This window comes from Photorhabdus sp. RM323S, from assembly GCF_042879375.1.
Classification (GTDB): Bacteria; Pseudomonadota; Gammaproteobacteria; order Enterobacterales; family Enterobacteriaceae; genus Photorhabdus; species Photorhabdus tasmaniensis.
The window spans coordinates 1-19,670 of record NZ_JBHFKZ010000003.1; the positions used below are offsets into that span (position 1 = coordinate 1).

Genomic DNA, 19,670 nt, shown 5'->3' on the forward strand with positions numbered 1-19,670 from the left:
TTAGCTCACAGCCAAGACCTTCTCTTGCGGCATTGACTAACAAACCTCGGGGTCCATGTAAATATTCCACCCAAGTTCTTCTCCAATGCATATTGAGCCTTGGATTTAACGGAACGAGGGGTGTCCTTTACGTATCATCTGTATAAGCTCAATGCCTGCCAGCAGGGTCTGGGCCCGTCGAAAGGATTTGAATCCCAGCATCGGTCGAATCCGTCGTTTGATGTTCCGATGGTCTTGCTCAATCAGGTTGTTTAGGTACTTACTTTGCCTGACGGTAATCGCTTCCTCATCAGGTTTATCGGCGTTGAGCGTGGCCAGAGCTGCGGTGTTAGCACCACTTTTATCGATAGTGACCACCTCGGGTTCGCCATGATGACGAATAGCCTTGCGAAAGAAGCGCAATCAGGCTCAGTGAATAGGCGAGGTACCAGCGTACACATTGCGCGATAACATCAATGGGGTAATGCAGGCGTTTGAAGGCTTTTCGGGTCAGTGACATAGTCAGACAACATTATAAAAAAAACAGCATGTTATCCGACCACACCTTAATGCGACAGAACCGCTATTGATGCGGCAAATGAAATAGGCGAGTTAAACCGTCAAATCTATAAACTTCACCCGTTGAAAGGAGATCGCGAAGGTTACTGGTCTATTACTGTCCGGGCTAACTGGCGCATTACTTTTCAGTTCATTAACGGTGATGCTTACATTTTGAATTATGAGGATTATCACTAATGAGACAGTTTAAAATTTCCCATCCTGGAGAGATTATAGCCAGAGATTTAGAGGACATGGGTGTTAGTGGTCATCGCTTTGCACTCAATATTGGAGTAACACCCGCTACGGTATCGCGTTTTCTTGCCGGTAAAACTGCGTTAACTCCACCACTGGCAATTCGTATTGCCGCAGCGCTGGGAAGTACACCTGAGTTTTGGTTGCGTCTCCAGAGCGCTTATGACCTGCGTCAGTTGGAAAATCAAATCGGCACGTCCGGGATCGTTTTATATGGCGAACAGGACGAAATGTCGCAGGTCATCTCAAAGCATTAAGAATAGTAAATGCGGGGCTACGCCAGCCCTGCATTTGTTGGCAGTTATCGCAGCTACCCGGTCACTACCCCAGTCTGTGACTTTGCACCTTCCGGGAGGTCTGAGTTTGCGGTTTTCCATGTCACAACAGAATCAGTAACAGAAACAACAATCCTCTTTTCTCCAGCGTCATTTTCATAAACCATTCTGAATTTCAGACCGCTACCTATCATGCCAGTCATTGATATTACCTCATCCGTTCGCTTGCCAGATTATAAACATCACTACGCTCACGTTTACCCACGGCAACCACTGCGATAATTAATTTATCGTCTATTACCTGATATACAAGACGAAATCCTGATGAACGGAGTTTTATTTTATAGCAATCCTTTATTCCCCGTAGTTTTGCTGACGGGATATGTGGGTTATCACAGCATTTTTTCAATTTTCTGGCAAATTGCTGTTGAATGGCTTTATCCAGCTTTTGCCATTCCTTCAACGCATCTTCCCTGAACTTGACGGTGTAGCTCATACGTAGCTATCCAGATCCACATCAAGCAATGGTTGATTGCTGCGCTCAATCACCAATTTAGCTAGTTCATGATCATCTAGGGCATCAAGCATCTTTTCGTATAGTTCTGCTGGAACACAGTAAAAAACAGGCTGATTACGGTTCAGTATTGCGACAGGAAATCCATCACCGGCGCTGACTGTCGCCATTGGGTTCTTCTTCAGTTCGCTGACGCTGGCGCTTGTATCGCTTAGAATAATATTTGGCATAGTACACCTTTAGAGACCATAAAACAGGAACAGGTCTTAATTTTATGCTTCAAAAGACCTTTTAACCAGTCTTTTTACTACTAACCAGAATTGGCTTTGCGTCCAAGCTCCAATAAAAGTGACTTTTGTATCTTGCAAGGTCCCAGTCTGGATTACATGAATCAAACACCATTTCTTCAGTGCCAGCAATAAATCCCAGACGAAATTTGTCATATAAATGGTACGATACCAATCTTTAACGATAAACAAGATCTGGCAGCCCAAAAAGAAGCCTCGATTAAACTACCGGGCAGCACTCGAAGTGACCCGGCAGCAACAAAATGCCACATAATAGACAAAATTCACTATGAAAAAAAAGCAAATAAAAAAGCTACAGAATGCACTCGGTATGTTAGGACTTGCTGAAAGAAATCCCGACGTAATCGGTTATACCCTATTTAACACACGTAACCGCCGGTTTGCTACGCTGAATAAAAATGAGTTTGGGCTGGTGATTTATACAGACGATATTGCAGAAGCCCATTTAGCCACGTCAAGGTTTGCCGCACTGATAGATATTGATTTTTTGCCAGAACCAGACAAATTCGATATTGCTGTTGTCCCTGTTGTCAATAATCCTTTATTTGGATTAATGATCAAAAAAGAAGATTAAGTGAGGCATTTATGTATAAAAAAACAAATGGAACAATCCTGGATATACCGGGTATCAGGATTGGGCATGCTGAAGATAAATTGAAACAAACCGGTTGTAGCGTAATTATTTTCGACAATGGAGCTGTTTGTGGCGTTGATGTCAGAGGTGCCGCTCCGGGGACAAAGGAAACCGAGCTTTTAGATCCCATTAATACTGTTCAGAAAGTCAACGCCGTAGTGCTGAGTGGAGGTAGTGCTTTTGGATTAGATTCCGCTTCTGGCGTAATGCGCTATCTTGAAGAAAGAAAAAAAGGTTTTGATGTCGGTATCGCTGTCGTCCCTATCGTTCCTGCCGCAGTAATTTTTGACCTGAATTTCGGCGATCCTGCTGTTCGTCCTGACGCTAAGATGGGTTATATTGCCGCGCAAAACGCGTCTGCAAACTCTTTTCCATCGGGAAATATTGGCGCAGGCGTCGGGGCCACTATAGGTAAGATGGCCGGTTTTGACAAAGCCATGAAAGGTGGACTTGGGACAGCATCTGTTAAATTACCAGGAGGACTGATAGTTGGCGCAATGGTAGTTGTAAATGCTGTTGGTGAAATTAGAGATCCTAAAAATGGTAAAACTATTGCAGGTGCATGTAATGAAAATGGTCATATTATCGATCTCATTTCCTATGTTATAGAAAATAAAGATAACAATTTCACCCAGGGGACAAATACGACCATTGGCATAATTTGTTGTAACGCAAATATGAATAAAAGTCAGATGAAAAAAGTTGCCCAAATGGCTCATGATGGTCTTGCGAGGACAATATACCCCGTTCATACCATGAGTGACGGGGATACTATTTTTGCAGCAACAACAGGTGGTATAGATTCATCGGTGAATATTGTTGGTATACTTGCGGCTGAGGTCATGGCTGCTGCGGTTTTAGACGCTGTAACCTCAGCCAAATCAGGATTTGGTGTTAAAGGTTATGCCGATTCGTTTTGCCGACCGGTTTAAAACCGGTCATTATTTTTTTCTATGATACATCCTGTACGCTTGTGGAGAACGCCCAAGATAACGCAGAAACATGCACCGAATACGTTCATGCATGTATTTATCAATAAACAAAACACTAAACAAGTTTAATATTTTCATTGCTGTAAAATATTAAACTCATGAAAAACCATAAAATAAAAAAATCGAAAAAGTAACTTAATTAGATAATTTAAAAATTTACATAATAATAAAATACCATTTAAAAACATAAGCATATATTATTTTTTGAAATATTTTCATCAATAAAGACAAATATTTCTTGCTCGTTTTCTATGTAAAGTATATTTTCACTTCGAATACTATAATACAAGTAATAGCAGTAAATAAATAATATCAGGTAAATATATTACCACGACTTATCCAGAATCGTTCATATTATTAAAATGGGGGGAATATAATGCATGTTGGTATCATTGGTGCCGGGATTGGTGGTGCATGTCTGGCACACGGCTTACGCAAAAATAACATAAAAGTGACAGTCTATGAACGAAACCCTGCCGCGTTATCCGAACTTCCCGGTTATGGAATTCATCTTAATACATTCGGCCAGCAGGCACTGCAAGAATGTCTTCCAGATGTAAATTGGCTAACCTTTAAGAAGGAGTCAAGATATATTGGCGGGCAATCACGGTTTTATAATGAACGTCTGCGTCTTCTTGCCGTTCAGGGTGGTATTTCTCCAATGAATGGGCTGATCATTTCCGAGCAGCGCCTATCAATCAGTAGAACTGAACTTAAAGATATACTAAGCAAGGGACTTTCAAATACAATTCAGTGGAATAAAACATTTGTTCGTTATGCAAATATTAAAAACGGAGGAGTCAGGGTTTTTTTTACTGATGGAAGTCACGATGATGTCGATGTTCTTATCGGTGCGGATGGCAGTAACTCAAAAGTACGTAAACAGTACCTTCCCTCAATAGAAAGATTTAGTGTAGGTATTAGTATCGTTGTGGGTCGTTCGCGTCTTACTCCAGCTCTTACAGCCATGTTGCCACAAAATTTCCTGGATGGAGCACCCAACAGTATCATACCGAAAAGCCCGGACTGGCTGTTTATTTCTATGTGGCGTGCTCCAGTTGATACTCATGTAGAAGCTACTTTGGCAGAAATCGATAATTTCATAGTATGGGTCTACGTAGCAGCAACAGATAGTTTTCCTGATAATGTGACTGATTTTTCTGCTGAAGCTCTTTGCAATCTAGTCCGGTCCCGCATGATTTCATGGGATCCAAACCTGCATGCTCTAGTTCAACAGAGTGATATGGAAAACGTGTCTCTGATACCTTTACGCAGCATGCCCTATCTTCCACCGTGGCAATCCAGCCCTATCACATTACTTGGGGATGCTATTCATAATATGACGCCAATGACAGGCGCAGGAGCGAACACAGCGCTGCGAGATGCACTTTTACTCACACAAACACTTACCCGCGTAGCGTCCGGGCAGGAAGAATTAGTCAAGGCAATTTCAGATTATGAGCAACAGATGCGCATATACGCTAATCAAATCGTTGGGATTTCGTTGCGCAGCGCACAAAACGCTGTAGAACATTTTGCCATCCCGCCGTTAAAACAACGGCATTTAAGCCGAAAGCGCTAAGGAAGAAATAAAGATAAGTAATCCGCCACCAGTACATATATCATACTGGTGGCTTCATTTAACTAATTATGAAATTTTAACCCAGGGATAAGCATCAGATGTTCCAGCGTCATCTGGTGCTGTGCCCCTATTCCACCATTTAGCTTCCCAATTTTGGTCTTTCCAACTGACTCTATCACCAGCCTTGTATTCCTTGCTTGCATCCCATGCCGGGTAATCACCGCCCTTACCTTGATCACCCGGATCAACATTGAAGCCTTTGAAGTAGAATGGTGTCATATCTATCTTTTTCGTGATTAACTCACAACCAAGACCCTCCCTGGCTGCATTGACTAATAAGCCACGGTCTTGATCCGCAGTCCATGTAAATATTCCCCCCAGACTCTTTTCCAATACATATTGAGCCTTAGCTTTAACAGAACGAGGGGTATCAATAGAAATAAACAACTTGCTTTCCTTATTATAAAGATAATCAGCGTCTGCTATATCATCAGTACAAAAATCAAAATTATTTCTCCCTTTTTTACTTTCCAAATCCAGATAATTATATATAGTGTCGTACCATTCTGTTGTTCCTGATTCAAATGAGCCGGTTGTCGTAATCTTTGGCTCCTTTTTCGGAATATAGCCTGGATCATAACTGCCGGATAATGGAGAATAACTATCAACAACCGCATTTCTGGCATTACGTGAATATGCAGCATAACCAATATTAATTGCAGATGCAGGAACACCGATACTCAATAAATATTCAACTGCTTTTTCTACACTATTTTCACCTCCAGGATAATTACGAAGATTCGTATGATGCATCAATTTTTCAGCCCACGGAGTACCAAAGAAATCATAGGTCATCACGTTAATACCATATAGTCCAACCTTTAATAATTCGGGTATTTTTGATTTCTCCATTTTTTCTGGTACTGCGGAACAGGCTATACTTATTTTTATATCCGAGCGCCCCGCTTCTTTAAAAGCAGCAGTTAAGTCTCGAATTAAACTAACATAATAATCGCCATCGTCTGGAGCATAGATATTACCGTCATTTCCGGCAACACCTGGGTATTCCCAGTCAATATCAATTTCGGTAAACATAGGGAAACGTCGGAATATATCAACCAGACTCGAACAGAAATAGGATTTCAATGTTTCGTCTCTGACCATATTATAAAAGCCATTACTCATGGTCCAACCACCGACACTGAACGACATAATAAGGTCATGGCCCTGGGCTTTTGCAGCCTGTTGGATCTTAGCCAATCCACCTAATACGCCCATACTTTTAGATTGATCAAAATCCCTTGGCATTTGGATATCTTGCCAACCAGAATAAGTACAATTCTGATAAGACTGGCAATCACCCCAGGCATCTGTAAATGTGACTTCACCGTTATTGGTACGGGAAAATAATGGTGCTTGTTCTTTAATTTGCTGCTTCTTTTCACCCTCATCACCAAGTATTCCACAGAAACCAATAACTAATTTATCATACGCAAAAGGATTATCTAAAAGGTGCTGTAAATCTATTCCTCTACCACGACTGGCTGGATCTTGATTTCCTTGTAATCTGCCGTCATATTGCGACCAATCTGTATAATAGCCAAAAACTTTAGGTTTATTTCGTGTGTCATACTTATTATAAACTGGTAATGCAATCCTCCCCGATGTGTAACTGAAATTTATTGTTTCAGTTGATGGATTAAAATTATCTATTTTATAAGATTGTTCACTGAGAGAATCTGTCTGGATTATTTTTGACATAAAATCACCTCGACTAGATATCAATTTATTTTTCGATGAACATTCAAATTATTTTACTTCGCGTGGTAACTCTATTACATTCTAGCTCGTATTCTTAGGAAAACAAATAATTGCTATTTGTTTGATTATCAATGATCAACTTAATTTTATGTCAACACATTGTACATTATCATCTCTTTATTATAATAAGGTAAAACTAAAAGCAATAATCTCAAATTGAAAATATATTATATCATTATTGTTATAATCACCAATATTAATGAAGTTTTGTAAATTAATTTTTACGATTATTTTATTTTGATTTTATTTTCAAATGACTATTTTTTTATTTTATACCTATACTAACTTGTATCACTAAGGGTATTTGTTTCTTTAATTTATTATTATCACTCTTATATATGGAGATTAAAATGAAATCTAAAGATATTCAGACAACCATTATTATTAATAATAATAACGTTATCTCTCTGGAAGACATCTATAATATTGCTATAAAACAAAAAAAAGTAGAAATATCAAAGGATATCATTGAGCTTTTGAGCCGTGGTCGTGAAAAATTAGAGGAAAAATTAAATTCTGGAGAGGTTATATATGGAATTAATACAGGGTTTGGCGGGAATGCTAATTTAGTTGTGCCATTTGATAAAATCTCAGAGCATCAGAAAAATCTGTTGACTTTTCTTTCTGCCGGCACTGGGGACTTTATGTCCAAAACTTGTATTAAAGCGTCACAATTTACTATGTTACTTTCCGTTTGCAAAGGTTGGTCTGCAACCAGACCAATTGTCGCTCAAACGATAGCCGATCATATTAATCATGACATTGTTCCTCTGGTTCCTCGCTATGGTTCAGTGGGTGCAAGCGGTGATTTGATTCCCTTATCTTATATCGCACGCGCATTATGCGGCATTGGTAAAGTTTATTATATGGGAAAAGAAATTAGCGCGGCTGAAGCAATTAAACATGCAGGATTGACGCCATTATCATTACAGGCAAAAGAAGGTCTTGCCCTCATTAATGGCACTCGAGTAATGTCAGGTATCAGCGCAGTTGCCGTTATCAAACTGGAAAAACTATTTAAAGCAGCAATCTCTGCTATTGCCCTAGCTGTTGAGGCATTACTTGCATCTCATGAACATTATGATGCTCGGATTCAGCAAGTAAAAAATCATCCCGGCCAGAAAGCAGTGGCAAGTGCATTACGTAATTTATTGGCAGGTTCGACTCAGATTAATTTATTATCCGGAATTAAAGAACAGGCAAATAAAGCTTGTCGTCACCAAGAAGTTACCCAACTAAATGATACCTTACAGGAAGTTTATTCAATTCGCTGTGCGCCACAAATATTAGGTATAGTGCCAGAATCTTTAGCCTCAGCCCGAAAAATATTAGAACGGGAAGTTATCTCTGCGAATGATAACCCACTGGTAGATCCAGAAAATGGCGATGTTTTGCATGGCGGGAATTTTATGGGACAATATGTCGCCCGAACAATGGATGCACTAAAACTGGATATCGCTTTAGTTGCCAATCACCTCCATGCAATTATGGCACTTATGATGGATAACCGTTTTTCCCGTGGGTTACCCAATTCACTTAGCCCAACTCCCGGCATGCATCAAGGTTTTAAAGGTGTCCAACTTTCTCAAACCGCTTTAGTTGCTGCAATCCGCCATGATTGTGCTGCATCTGGTATTCATACCCTCGCTACAGAGCAATATAACCAGGATATTGTCAGTTTAGGATTACATGCTGCACAAGATGTTTTAGAAATGGAGCAGAAATTACGCAATATTGTATCAATGACAATTTTGGTCGTTTGTCAGGCAATTTATCTCCGTGGCAATATTAGTCAAATTGCGCCTGAAACAGCAAAATTTTACCATGCAATACGTGAAATCAGCCCTCCTCTAGTAACCGATCGTGCATTAGATGAGGATATAATCCGAATTGCAGATGCAATTATTAATGATCAACTCCCACTGCCAGAGATTATTCTGGAAGAGTAAAAAGAAAATGACTGAAAATTTTCAATGATCTCTTGACTAAAAATGCAGAACCCCATTTACTGCAATAAAAACAGTATCAGTAAACAAGGGGTTTTGTATGATTATCTTCGTAACAGGAGCAACATCAGGTTTTGGTGAAGCGATCACCCGAAAATTTATTCAAAATGGCGCTAAAGTGATTGGGGCTGGCCGCCGTAAAGCACGATTAGAAAAATTAAAAGTTGAACTGGGTGATGATTTTTACCCTGTTCAACTTGATGTCACTGATCGGGCTGCTATCAGCCAGGTTATTCAACAATTGCCAGAGTCACTTCGTAATATTGATGTCTTAGTTAATAACGCAGGTTTGGCGCTTGGATTAGAACCCGCGTATCTGGCTAACCAAAGTGACTGGGAAATAATGATTGATACCAATACTAAAGGCGTTGTGAATATGACCCGTGCCCTGCTGCCTGAAATGGTGGAAAGAAATCATGGGCATATTATTAATATCGGTTCTACCGCTGCGAATTGGCCATATTCAGGTGGGAATGTTTATGGCGCAACTAAAGCCTTCGTCAAACAGTTTAGTCTGGGCTTACGGGCAGATTTACAGGGAAAAAATATCCGTGTCACTGATATAGAACCTGGTTTAGTTGGCGGTACCGAGTTTTCTTTAGTCCGCTTTAAAGGTGACAATAACAAAGTGAATGAAGCCTACGATGGAACTCAGGCATTAACAGCCGAAGATATCGCAGAGGCTGTTTTTTGGGTTGCTAACTTACCTGCACATGTCAACATTAATACATTAGAAATGATGCCGGTTTGTCAGTCATTTGCTGGGCTTAACGTGCATAGAAATATATAATCATATTCTTCTTGATAATTTGTTGAACATCTTCATGCTATCTTATAATTTATCTATCTGATAATTTCCTATTGTGCCATCGAATTTGGCTCCACTTTCTTCCAAGAGGATAAAAGATGAATTTTTGTAATTCTTTGATATTAAAAGCTATGCCTGCTATCGCTCTGGCAATTCCTTTGTTATGGCAAGCGCCGGCATTGGCGGCAACCTGCTCTTCCGGGGGAACCTGCGTCACAGTAAATGGCAACGGAGATACTGCGCTAAGTAAAGAAGCGGCCCGTCAAAGTAAAGAGCAATGGGATGAAACCAAGAATCTTCGTACCAAAGTTAATAAACGTGCTGAGAAGGAATTTGATAAGTTCGATAAAGCGATTGATGCTCGCGACACATGTATGAAAAGTACCAATATCAATGCTTATTGGGAACCCAATACCGAACGTTGCCTAGACAGCAATACTGGTATGCCTATCAGACCGTAATAATAAGGTGATGATAATGAAGATGAAAAAAGCACTTTTATTCAGTGCGTTGATCGTTACTGTATCTCCATTCGCGCTTGCTGCCCAAGCTTCATGCGAAAGCGTGAAAGAGCAGATTGCGCAGAAAATTATCCATAATGGTGTGCCGGAATCGGGCTTTAAATTGGAAATTATTCCTAATGACCAAACCGAACAAGACGGTGGTAAGATCGTTGGTCATTGTGAAAATAATACCAAAAAGATTGTGTATACCCGGCAAGGGAGTCAATCCACAATCCCGCCAGTCACAGAATAAACTCTTATTGTTTTTCTGGGGGATACGCGGAATTCAGAAAAAATATTACGCAAATACTTTCCAACCTAAATAACGGTCGAGGCTGTACGCCTTCGACCTTTGTTTAACCAACCATACGTTTTTAAAAGTGAGATCAGCACGATGCCAAAATTGCAAGAATTACGTTTACTGGGCAATTATGGTATTAAGCCATAATTGCCCTAATGCAGATAAAACAGGCATAATAATTTTTTCAGATCATTAGCAATGATTTTCTTGCTTAAAGAGATCTTAATGTGTCTACAATATTCGGATTCCTCTCTATTAAAAATAGCATTTTCAATGCCGCCCCTGATGGAACTCGCTGGTTTTGTTCCCAGCTTCGCACCTGCCTAGTGGTGACTCCTAACACCTCCGCAAACCAAAAGCTCTTGAAACATATTTTCTTCCATAACTTGCCCTCAATTAGATTATTTTATGAAAATTTATATATAAACTTGGAGAAGTTAACCGCCCTAAGGTGGTATTTTATTTCATATATTGAACAACCTTTTTTAATTGTGCTTTCTGATCTTGTGTCAGGTCTTCTTGTTCATTTTTCGGATACGCAAACACTAGATACAATCGGCCACTTAACATTCTAACATAGTAAATAACTCGTACCCCTCCGCGCTTTCCCATCCCTTTGCGACCCCAGCGAATCTTCTTGGCCACAACATTTTTCATCATGAAAAAAACAAACCCCGTTCTTTTAAACGAGGTTTGATCATAGTCAAGATATTTGTCGATTTCAGCCCATGACTATTTTACAACTGGTTTTAATAGAGTCGAAATATTCAGATAGCAGGATAGATCTTTTTCTTCCGGACGTAAAATATAAGGAATTTCACCTAACTGTGGTGCATTAATGTGACAGCGTAACCTATCCATAATTTTCGCATAATGAGATATACCAGGATTAATTCTATTTGCTATCCACCCAATTAACTGCAATCCATCATTTATGATCGCCTGCGCGGTTAAAATTGAGTGGTTTACACAGCCAGGTTGAATGCCTACTACTAAAATGACTGGAATTTTTTCCTGAATCACCCAATCAAAATAAAAAGTTTCATCATTCAGCAACACACGCCAACCATCGTTACCTTCAATAATAACGCAATCTGCTTTATTGCTAAGATTATTTAATCCTTGTTTCATCTGATCGAAATCAACCTGGTTTGCTTCACAGTAACTGCTTTTCCAGATAACCGGGTTAATTTCTTCATATTTAAATTGAACAGGAGAGGATTTTTGCAAAATCAGACCATCTCGATGACGCATTCCTTCTTCTGTTTCATACCCTCCTGTGGCTATAGGTTTATAACCTACAGCTGTTGCTCCGTCACGATTAAAAGCTTGTAATAATGCACGGGTAACAACTGTTTTACCGATGTTGGTATCTGTCCCCGTAACAAATAGGCGAGTTAACATAAATTCTGTTTTCCATAATGACAGATAAAATCCAGTTAATGAACACTTAAGTTTAGAGGGTACGGCTATAAGGGAGATTGCGTTAGCTCAATGTTTTGTTTAATTATTGCGTAAACTGAGTAAGAAAAAATTTATATAAAGCAAATATTACAATCAGAGAACATTGATCAAGTCTATTATCCTTTCATTAAATTGATCAACAATGAACCATCATATAAAGCTTTTTTAACTGATGACACCGCAGATAATGTTCCTGAGTTGTTAAATTCTGTTGCAACCAACTCAACCTGTTTACTATAAGTAGGCAAAGAGTGTCGCTGAATACATCCATTAATGACAGGATACAAAATTTGCTGTGAAGCATTAAGTGGAGAACCAATCAGAATTTTTTCGGGGTTAAATAAATTCACCATAATTGCAACAATATGACCAATTTTTAGCCCTATATCATGGATAATATTAATTGCCAGAGTATCACCTTTATTAGCGGCTTGACAGAATGATTCAACCGTTAATGGTTCACCGTTAAGTAACGAATCTGGTGCCGTTATTAACTGCTGCTTTGCTCTGGATAAAATGTGACTAATACCGGCAACTGTTTCCAAACAGCCCAGATTCCCGCAATTGCAGCATTCACCATCAGGTTCAACCTGAATATGTCCTATTTCCATAACACTACCGTTGCCCGCATGTAATGTTTGTCCTGCAATGATAACGCCGCACCCAACATTTTCATCAATGACAATCTGGATAATATTCTGACAATTTTTTGCCGCACCATATAATGATTCAGCTACCGTCCAGGCGGTGATTTCATGTTGGAGAAATATCGGTAATCCGGTGCGACGATGCAGATACTCTCCTATTGCCAACTCTTGAACCTGATAATAAGGAAAATTGCAGATTAAACCTTTAGTCGGATCAACAATCGCATTTATAGTCATGCTAATTGCCGTCAGACGCTCAAGACGGGATTGATAACGACCGAAAAATGCGTCAATCTCATGAATAATATGGTCTAAAAAGGATTTTTTATTGCCAGCAGATAATGGCAAAACATCTTCAACAATTAACTTGCTGCTGAGATCACGAAGGCCCAAGATTAAACTTCCCAAGCTAATACTGACACACAATAAATGCCAGTTTTGAGAATCAAGCTTCAGTCCAGTCGCTGGGCGGCCCCTGAATCCCAAATCCAGAAATTCTGTCTCCATCACTAAGTGTGTATCGACCAATTCACGAACAATTTTAGTAATACTGGCTGGAGCAAGTTGTGCTTTTTTAGATAGCTCAATACGGGAAATTGGGCCATATTGATCAATTAACCGATAAACAGCACCAATATTAGTCTGTCTTATTTGATCAATATGACCTGGTTGTCCATCCATACTCACCCTTCTGCTCTTTAATTAATTTGAGCTTCGAAATAATTGTCGGCTGATTATGTCGATGTTTTAGGCAAAAGGTATCATTCTTTCAATCAATATGTGATATTAAGCACGAAATTTAGCTGATCTTTACTCATTTTTTTCATTCAGAACATTAGAGATGAGTAGTCTTGTCAGTCTGTTTGCTGCGGCTGATACTGGTCGGCTTTTATGATTGACTAACCAAACCTCAGAGAAAGATCGGTTATCAGCGAAGGAAATATACTGAACACCATCGACTTTCATACGGGTAAAGGACTCAGTTACAACACTGATCCCAAGCCCTGCCGAGACAAGACCAAGAATGGTCATGGCCTCGCCTGCTTCTTGTGAAATCATCGGTGTCACACCCGCCTGAGTCAATAACGTGATGATTTCATCATACAAAGCAGTTCCAACTTCACGTTCAAAAAATACCAGCGGATAGCCCGCCAACATTTCGAGCTTTATTCCCTGTTGGGCATAGTCTAATAACGGGTGTCCATCATAAACAGCAAGCATAAAAGATTCACGGAATAATAGCCGATGCTCTAGACTATCCGGTAATTGCGTATTACGCATAATTCCAATGTCTAACCGTCCAGTCAGCAACGGAGCAATCTGACGCTTGGTATTCATTTGATGCATATGAATAGACACCTCCGGGTATCGTTCGCGGAATTGCCGTAAACTCAAAGTGACTTTATGCATAAAAGGTGTTGTAGAGGTGAAACCGATAGATATTTCACCTAATTCTCCTTTTTGCATTCTGGCAGCTTTTGTCGCCGCGGCATCAACCTGAGCCAGAATCTGATAAGCCTCCTCCAAAAACATGTTACCTGCCGGGGTCAGGTTCACATTCCGGTTATTACGTTCTAATAACTGTGCGTTGATACTATTTTCAAGCGACTGAATTTGTTGGCTTAACGGAGGTTGTGAAATATTAAGCCGCTCTGCTGCACGACCAAAATGTAATTCCTCTGCCACTGCAACAAAGTAACGTAAGTGCCGTAATTCAATAGCCATAATCACCTTTGAGATCTAATACATATCATTATTAATGATTAATATATTAGACAAAATATTTTGCAATTCATATGCTTGATCTACATCAAAACGCAAGTTACTTATTATGAGTTAAGTAAGGAAATCATGTGAGCACCACCCGTAGCATCAGCGAAAATCCAACTCCCGATAATAGTCTTGTCCAAAATACTCAAAATAAGAGAGATTATATTCAGAAGGCAGATCCTTTGTATATCAGAGTGACGTTGTCACTCTTTACCGTAGGATTAGCAACATTTGCCCTACTCTACTTTGTTCAACCCATTTTACCTATATTATCGGAAGATTTTGGTGTCTCTCCGGCCACCAGCAGTTTATCTTTATCGCTTTCGACCGGGATGCTGGCACTGGGGTTATTAATAACCGGTCCTTTATCTGACGCTATTGGCCGTAAAAATGTTATGGTAACCGCGCTATCTGCCGCCGCATTTTTCACTTTACTCAGTGCATTTATGACCAGTTGGCATGGAATTCTAATTGCGCGCGCTCTGGTTGGCTTATCTCTCAGTGGCGTAGCAGCCGTTGCAATGACTTATCTTAGTGAGGAAATTCATCCTAACTTTGTTGCTTTATCAATGGGGCTTTATATCAGCGGTAATTCTATTGGCGGAATGAGTGGGCGATTAATATCAGGTGTGATAACGGATCATTTCTCATGGCGGGTTTCTGTCATCGTATTAGGCTTATTTTCCTTAATTGCTGCAATTATGTTTTGTCGTATGTTACCTGAATCCCGTCGTTTTCGGCCAAGCTCCCTCAAACCAAAATCTTTATTAATAAATCTGAGATTACATTTTCGTGATAAAGGGTTGCCATTATTATTTTCTGAAGCATTTTTGCTCATGGGTGGTTTTATTACGATGTTTAATTATATCAGTTATCGTTTATTAGACTCACCCTATCATTTCAGTCAATCGACTGTAGGTATGTTATCCATTGTCTATTTGGCCGGTACATACAGCGCATCTAAAGTGGGTGGATTAACAAGTCAATATGGACTAGGGAAAATGCTGATAGTGACGATTAGTATGATGCTAATTGGTACTCTTATTACCATGCTGCCCTCTACTGTGATGATTATAATTGGGATGGTCATACTCACTTCCGGTTTCTTTGCCGCACACGCTGTCGCCAGCAGTTGGGTTGGACGTCGTGCTCGTCGGGCCAAAGCACAGGCGTCATCTCTCTATCTCTTCTGTTATTACGCCGGCTCAAGTGTAGCGGGTACTTTTGGTGGTATATTCTGGCTACAATGGGGCTGGAACGGGGTTGTTTTATTTATTACCATTCTCATCCTTTTAGCTCTGCTTCTGGGGATTAAGCTCGCTAAACTCCCTGAGGCAAAGTAATCGAGAACATCACATCGCAAGGCCCGCGAAGCATCTAAAGGTATTGTCATCATGCTTAACTTGCTGATTATTATGGAAAAATATAGGGAAAATGAGGTAGTTAAGGAAACCAGTTTATAAAGCGAATCCTCTTTTGGGTGTGTTCACTCAGAGCAGCCACCCGAAAGAGGGTTTCAATATAATATGAAACTAATTAATAATCACTTTAAAATCCGTAGGAATTAAATTTGCCAGAAAATTTGAAGTGACCTTATTTTTCACCCGAAGGACAAGGTTTGGGAAAGCGGAATTCTTATCACTATAACTCAATTCACCATTCTTCATAAGATAAAAACAGGGATCAATGAAATTTACACTATATTCTCCACGCCCTGTATCACTGGAATATATACCGAAGTTATCAAAACCATTCTCAATATATGCCCCATTATTGAAAAACCAATCCTGAATTGGCTGTACCCTTGACATTTCTGCTGTAGAACTTAATGGAGTGAGAAACTGCGCTTTAAACGTGAATGCAAGATAAAGATTTGTAATACCTGGATAACGAAATAAGTTGCGAAACTCTGAAATGCTTTGACCATCCAACCATATAAATCCCGGGGTCCATATGCGAAAATCCAAATTTTCCGCATTCCATTTTTCTATTTTCTTATCAGATGCTAATGGGAGTTTCGCAACGATACTATTTTGAGCATATTTGTTTATATAAATATTAGTCATAATTGCGCCTCATTTTTTAATTGATTTACTTGGCTCAATAGCTCCACCTTGTTTATTATCTCTTCTTCACAGTATACAACCATAATGGGATTGCCGCTAATTATTTGCCAAAATTGCTTAATGTTTGCCACATTTATAAAAAAACAACCGGAAAATTCGGGAATCAAATTATGACAAGCGCAAAATATTCACCTATTGAAAAATTATTATAAGCACCGATATCAATATTAAAATAATATACAGTAAGATTATCCCCATGTGCGAATAAAAAGGCAACGCATTAAAAGTTATGAACCGCCCACCATCGGCCGCAAAACAATTTCTGACGGGCAACTACCGGCTGGATGCTGAAGGATAAAGGCAATTGCATCAGTGACAGCAGAAAGTGGGATAGTTCCTACATCTTCTGATAATTTAATTCCTAACTGCTCAAGCTGACCTGGCGAAATTGCGCATACACGTATGCCTTGTTTCCATAGTTCTTGCTGTAACGCTACAGTAAATCCAACGACTGCCCATTTTGATGCTGCATAGCAACTAGCCCCTGGCAAGCTGGCCTTCCCTGCCAGAGAGCAAATATTAATAATGGAAGACTGAGTACTTGATAATAGATGTGGCAAAGCCAGATATGTCATATGAATTAAAGCGGTGACATTAGTCGTAATAACCTGATCAATTTCTTCCAGCATCATATCCATCAGATTGCTGAAATGGAAAGTACCGGCATTATTAATTAATACATCCAATCCACCCAACTTTTCACAGGTGAAATCTATCAGTTGCTGGCGGAAATTATCATGACGTATATCCCCCGCAAGTGAATATATTTCGTGATTATCCTGATATTGTTGGGACAATTCCTTAAGCCGATTATCACGTCTGCCGGTTACCACCATTCGAAAACCATTGCTTGCCAGCATTTCCGTAATTGCACAACCAAGCAAACCACTAGCACCGGTGAGTAACACACGCTGACTATGCAACATCTTTCCTCCCTAATAACACGAAATAGCGGACTCCCATCCGGTGGTATTATTCGCCGATTAGAAATCCGCTTAACTTTATATTGTCATCAAATAGCTACAGAATTATTTATCATTCGTTTTTTGATGATTCGGTGCAGGAGCGACAACCAAAACCAAGTACTCTGCCTGCTTCACTACCCGATAAGGTGCGTGGTACTGCCCCAGCCAGGCTAACTGGCTGTGAAAAAGTCGCTAGCCGGAGAGAATTCTCTGTTTGATCAGTTTCAGTATTGCCCAGATTTGTGTTTTTCATATGACCTACCTCTTTTTTTATATTAGATAGTAAAGTTGCGTCGAAATGACGCGGTACTATTAACGCTCGCTAAGCCAGCGCTAACATACATTGCTGAGCCTGTGCACGGACATAACTACTGGGATCACACATGGCAAGGTGATATACCTCATCACGATATTGTGTATTGGTAGAAAAACTCAGCATGGAAACAAAAGCGATAGAACGTAACTCTTCACGGGCATGGCTACCAGCAATTCTATGCAGTAGTTTTCTGCTACGTTCATTGCCTTCTTTCATCAAAACAGAAAACAAGACTTTATGTGCACGGAATCGTTCAAACCGCCCTTTTTTAATTCGTGCAATCTGTAAGCCAGAGTTATCTTCCCTATCCAGATCAAATTCATATTGTCGTTGTTCACGCCCTCTGGGTTGAATGATGATATTGATAGAGATGGATAAGTTTGGTGGTGGAAATTGGATATGCATATCTTTACTGCGAAAGAAAAATATGACTTTGCCTGGGGATAACATCTGTTCGCCAAAGTAATTCATAGCGACTTCTTCACCTTCAACGCCATCAACACTATCATAGTTATACTCATAAAGACGTGTAGTATAGCCATCACCAAAGAAGTTAGTTGTCAAAAAATCAAAATCGTGGTCATGAGGTTCTAACCAGGAAAATGGCGCAGGTGCGGACTGAGGTCCAGGTGGTAACCATAGAACCATACGAATAGCAAATCTCCGGTCGCTGTATAGGATAAATGTCGGTGGCTGAACATTGTTTCCAGATTGAAATTGGTTAGGAAATTCTAATTGGTTACAGATGATGTCCAATATCTCCTGCTTGTTAGCCGCAAAATCTACTAACCATTGACTGGCTATTTCTATTTCTTCCCGTTGGTAACGGCCACAGGAAACGTTGTCCACCATACTGCTGGTCTTCAAAAGCTGAACCAGCTCAGGCAATACCAATGGCTTACCTGGTTTAGGTGAGAATTCAAGAGTCATGAATTTTTCTCCTGCAAAGTTGCCAACACTGTCTGAATCGCATTACGGACGTAGTTGCTGTTATCATCCAACGCGCTATCAATCAACGATTGTGAGATCTGGTGACGAAGAATAGCAGCCCATGCCATCGCCCTAGCTTCCTCCGCCTGATGAGTTTTAGCAATATGGATCAGCAGTCTTTGTGTTCGTGGATTCCCCTGATATGCCATGACTGAGAAGATTGACCGCTGTGAAATTACCCGTTGCAAGCTATTGAATTTTGGTTTGCCGACAATACGTCCCTCTGATTCCGATAGTTCAAAAATCGTTTGACGAGCGGAAGGAACACTTTTAGGAATAATGAGATTCAAAGAAGCTGACAACGAAACAGGTTCGTGCTGGATGTGCACGTCCTTATTGGCGTAATAATAAATAATATCCCCTTCCTCCAGAAACATATCGCCTGCGTAACTGAGCGGTGTTTCCCCATTGTTGCTCTGCTCGATATGGGCGTAATCAAAACCATACAAAGAGGTACGATATCCAGGGCCAAAAAAGCCAACACTCATCAGGTCAAATGCATGATCATGGGCATAACGGTAGGAAAAAGGGATACTCCGCGCCTGAAATCCCACAGGGATCCAGACCATCAGGCGCAGTACAAAAACCGGGCAAGTGTACAGAACATAACTTTGTGATTGTCCATTATTGGTATACTGAAAAGTTTCAGGAGTCGCTAAGGCGTTACTCACATGTTGCAATACTTCATGATGATTAAGCGCGAAGCCTTTAAGGCGGGATGCCGTATTTAACATATCATCCTGGTTATAACAGGATGCACTCAACCGCTCGATTACGCCGGAATCGGTCAGATATTCGATTAAAGCCGCCAAAGTAATTTGCGTATCAGGTTCAACTGCCAATTTTACAGCCATGT

22 protein-coding genes and 2 pseudogenes are annotated in these 19,670 nt (G+C 40.1%); 10 read left to right on the top strand and 14 right to left on the bottom strand.

What is annotated here, in order from left to right; genetic code table 11:
• Window positions 1-105: 105 nt before the first annotated feature.
• Window positions 106-499, bottom strand: a pseudogene (locus ACGF7G_RS01995) (DDE-type integrase/transposase/recombinase).
• A gap of 62 nt (window positions 500-561) precedes the next feature.
• Between ACGF7G_RS01995 and higB the strand changes: the two are divergent.
• Window positions 562-735, top strand: a pseudogene (gene higB / locus ACGF7G_RS02000) (type II toxin-antitoxin system toxin endoribonuclease HigB); the annotation flags it as partial.
• Window positions 735-1,049, top strand: a complete 315-nt coding sequence (locus ACGF7G_RS02005) for a HigA family addiction module antitoxin (protein ID WP_387463203.1) — start codon at window positions 735-737, stop codon at window positions 1,047-1,049. The pseudogene higB and the gene ACGF7G_RS02005, both read left to right, overlap by 1 nt.
• 53 nt (window positions 1,050-1,102) lie before the next feature.
• Here the strand turns inward: ACGF7G_RS02005 and ACGF7G_RS02010 are convergent, their stop codons facing one another.
• From ACGF7G_RS02010 to ACGF7G_RS02020, 3 genes are read right to left on the bottom strand one after another with little or no spacing between them, the layout of a single operon-like run.
• Complete coding sequence (locus ACGF7G_RS02010) at window positions 1,103-1,270, bottom strand: hypothetical protein (RefSeq protein ID WP_166295578.1); 168 nt, start codon at window positions 1,268-1,270, stop codon at window positions 1,103-1,105.
• A 5-nt stretch (window positions 1,271-1,275) separates the two neighbouring features.
• Window positions 1,276-1,563 carry a type II toxin-antitoxin system RelE/ParE family toxin gene (locus ACGF7G_RS02015; protein ID WP_133813058.1) on the bottom strand — a complete coding sequence of 96 codons (288 nt, stop codon included), beginning with the start codon at window positions 1,561-1,563 and terminating at the stop codon, window positions 1,276-1,278.
• Window positions 1,560-1,811: a type II toxin-antitoxin system Phd/YefM family antitoxin gene (locus ACGF7G_RS02020; RefSeq protein WP_133813059.1), complete on the bottom strand. Its 252-nt coding sequence runs from the start codon at window positions 1,809-1,811 to the stop codon at window positions 1,560-1,562. The genes ACGF7G_RS02015 and ACGF7G_RS02020 overlap by 4 nt, the downstream gene beginning before the upstream one ends.
• 346 nt (window positions 1,812-2,157) lie before the next feature.
• On the opposite strand from ACGF7G_RS02020, the gene ACGF7G_RS02025 reads away from it, so the two are divergent.
• The 3 genes from ACGF7G_RS02025 to ACGF7G_RS02035 all read left to right on the top strand — a co-directional run bounded on the left by ACGF7G_RS02025 (window position 2,158) and on the right by ACGF7G_RS02035 (window position 5,097).
• Window positions 2,158-2,463, top strand: a complete 306-nt coding sequence (locus tag ACGF7G_RS02025; protein WP_387463205.1) for a hypothetical protein — start codon at window positions 2,158-2,160, stop codon at window positions 2,461-2,463.
• A gap of 11 nt (window positions 2,464-2,474) precedes the next feature.
• Complete coding sequence (locus ACGF7G_RS02030; RefSeq protein ID WP_387463207.1) at window positions 2,475-3,455, top strand: P1 family peptidase; 981 nt, start codon at window positions 2,475-2,477, stop codon at window positions 3,453-3,455.
• 436 nt (window positions 3,456-3,891) lie between these two features.
• Complete coding sequence (locus ACGF7G_RS02035; RefSeq protein WP_387463209.1) at window positions 3,892-5,097, top strand: stiblene epoxidase; 1,206 nt, start codon at window positions 3,892-3,894, stop codon at window positions 5,095-5,097.
• A 66-nt stretch (window positions 5,098-5,163) separates the two neighbouring features.
• On the opposite strand, the gene ACGF7G_RS02040 is transcribed toward ACGF7G_RS02035, so the two are convergent.
• Complete coding sequence (locus ACGF7G_RS02040) at window positions 5,164-6,858, bottom strand: glycosyl hydrolase family 18 protein (protein ID WP_387463210.1); 1,695 nt, start codon at window positions 6,856-6,858, stop codon at window positions 5,164-5,166.
• Between the two features lie 410 nt (window positions 6,859-7,268).
• Here ACGF7G_RS02040 and stlA point away from each other — a divergent pair, with 410 nt between their 5' ends.
• From stlA to ACGF7G_RS02060, 4 genes are all read left to right on the top strand, one after another.
• Window positions 7,269-8,867, top strand: coding sequence for a phenylalanine ammonia-lyase StlA (stlA, locus tag ACGF7G_RS02045; protein ID WP_387463212.1), 1,599 nt, complete (start codon window positions 7,269-7,271; stop codon window positions 8,865-8,867).
• 97 nt (window positions 8,868-8,964) lie between these two features.
• Complete coding sequence (ydfG, locus tag ACGF7G_RS02050; protein ID WP_387463213.1) at window positions 8,965-9,714, top strand: bifunctional NADP-dependent 3-hydroxy acid dehydrogenase/3-hydroxypropionate dehydrogenase YdfG; 750 nt, start codon at window positions 8,965-8,967, stop codon at window positions 9,712-9,714.
• A 116-nt stretch (window positions 9,715-9,830) separates the two neighbouring features.
• Window positions 9,831-10,193, top strand: a complete 363-nt coding sequence (locus ACGF7G_RS02055; RefSeq protein WP_387463214.1) for a DUF1283 family protein — start codon at window positions 9,831-9,833, stop codon at window positions 10,191-10,193.
• A 22-nt stretch (window positions 10,194-10,215) separates the two neighbouring features.
• Window positions 10,216-10,488, top strand: a complete 273-nt coding sequence (locus ACGF7G_RS02060) for a DUF1161 domain-containing protein (protein ID WP_387463422.1) — start codon at window positions 10,216-10,218, stop codon at window positions 10,486-10,488.
• Window positions 10,489-10,995: 507 nt separating this feature from the next.
• On the opposite strand, the gene ACGF7G_RS02065 is transcribed toward ACGF7G_RS02060, so the two are convergent.
• The 4 genes from ACGF7G_RS02065 to ACGF7G_RS02080 all read right to left on the bottom strand — a co-directional run bounded on the left by ACGF7G_RS02065 (window position 10,996) and on the right by ACGF7G_RS02080 (window position 14,372).
• On the bottom strand, window positions 10,996-11,196 hold the full coding sequence (locus ACGF7G_RS02065; protein ID WP_387463215.1) for a type II toxin-antitoxin system RelE/ParE family toxin: 201 nt from the start codon (window positions 11,194-11,196) through the stop codon (window positions 10,996-10,998).
• 72 nt (window positions 11,197-11,268) lie between these two features.
• Entirely contained in the window at window positions 11,269-11,940 is a 672-nt protein-coding gene (bioD, locus tag ACGF7G_RS02070) for a dethiobiotin synthase (protein ID WP_133813066.1), read from the bottom strand.
• A 176-nt stretch (window positions 11,941-12,116) separates the two neighbouring features.
• Window positions 12,117-13,334 (bottom strand): ROK family protein, encoded by a 1,218-nt coding sequence (locus tag ACGF7G_RS02075; RefSeq protein ID WP_387463216.1) that lies wholly within the window; start codon window positions 13,332-13,334, stop codon window positions 12,117-12,119.
• A gap of 123 nt (window positions 13,335-13,457) precedes the next feature.
• Window positions 13,458-14,372 (bottom strand): LysR family transcriptional regulator, encoded by a 915-nt coding sequence (locus ACGF7G_RS02080; RefSeq protein WP_133813068.1) that lies wholly within the window; start codon window positions 14,370-14,372, stop codon window positions 13,458-13,460.
• Between the two features lie 146 nt (window positions 14,373-14,518).
• On the opposite strand from ACGF7G_RS02080, the gene ACGF7G_RS02085 reads away from it, so the two are divergent.
• Complete coding sequence (locus tag ACGF7G_RS02085; protein WP_387463424.1) at window positions 14,519-15,760, top strand: MFS transporter; 1,242 nt, start codon at window positions 14,519-14,521, stop codon at window positions 15,758-15,760.
• 189 nt (window positions 15,761-15,949) lie between these two features.
• On the opposite strand, the gene ACGF7G_RS02090 is transcribed toward ACGF7G_RS02085, so the two are convergent.
• The 5 genes from ACGF7G_RS02090 to ACGF7G_RS02110 all read right to left on the bottom strand — a co-directional run bounded on the left by ACGF7G_RS02090 (window position 15,950) and on the right by ACGF7G_RS02110 (window position 19,668).
• Window positions 15,950-16,483 carry a hypothetical protein gene (locus ACGF7G_RS02090; protein ID WP_387463217.1) on the bottom strand — a complete coding sequence of 178 codons (534 nt, stop codon included), beginning with the start codon at window positions 16,481-16,483 and terminating at the stop codon, window positions 15,950-15,952.
• Window positions 16,484-16,770: 287 nt separating this feature from the next.
• Complete coding sequence (locus tag ACGF7G_RS02095; protein ID WP_387463218.1) at window positions 16,771-17,469, bottom strand: SDR family oxidoreductase; 699 nt, start codon at window positions 17,467-17,469, stop codon at window positions 16,771-16,773.
• 109 nt (window positions 17,470-17,578) lie between these two features.
• On the bottom strand, window positions 17,579-17,761 hold the full coding sequence (locus tag ACGF7G_RS02100; RefSeq protein WP_133813072.1) for a hypothetical protein: 183 nt from the start codon (window positions 17,759-17,761) through the stop codon (window positions 17,579-17,581).
• A 69-nt stretch (window positions 17,762-17,830) separates the two neighbouring features.
• Window positions 17,831-18,754 carry a hypothetical protein gene (locus ACGF7G_RS02105; RefSeq protein ID WP_133813073.1) on the bottom strand — a complete coding sequence of 308 codons (924 nt, stop codon included), beginning with the start codon at window positions 18,752-18,754 and terminating at the stop codon, window positions 17,831-17,833.
• Window positions 18,751-19,668, bottom strand: a complete 918-nt coding sequence (locus ACGF7G_RS02110) for a hypothetical protein (protein WP_133813074.1) — start codon at window positions 19,666-19,668, stop codon at window positions 18,751-18,753. The genes ACGF7G_RS02105 and ACGF7G_RS02110 overlap by 4 nt, the downstream gene beginning before the upstream one ends.
• Window positions 19,669-19,670 lie beyond the last annotated feature (2 nt).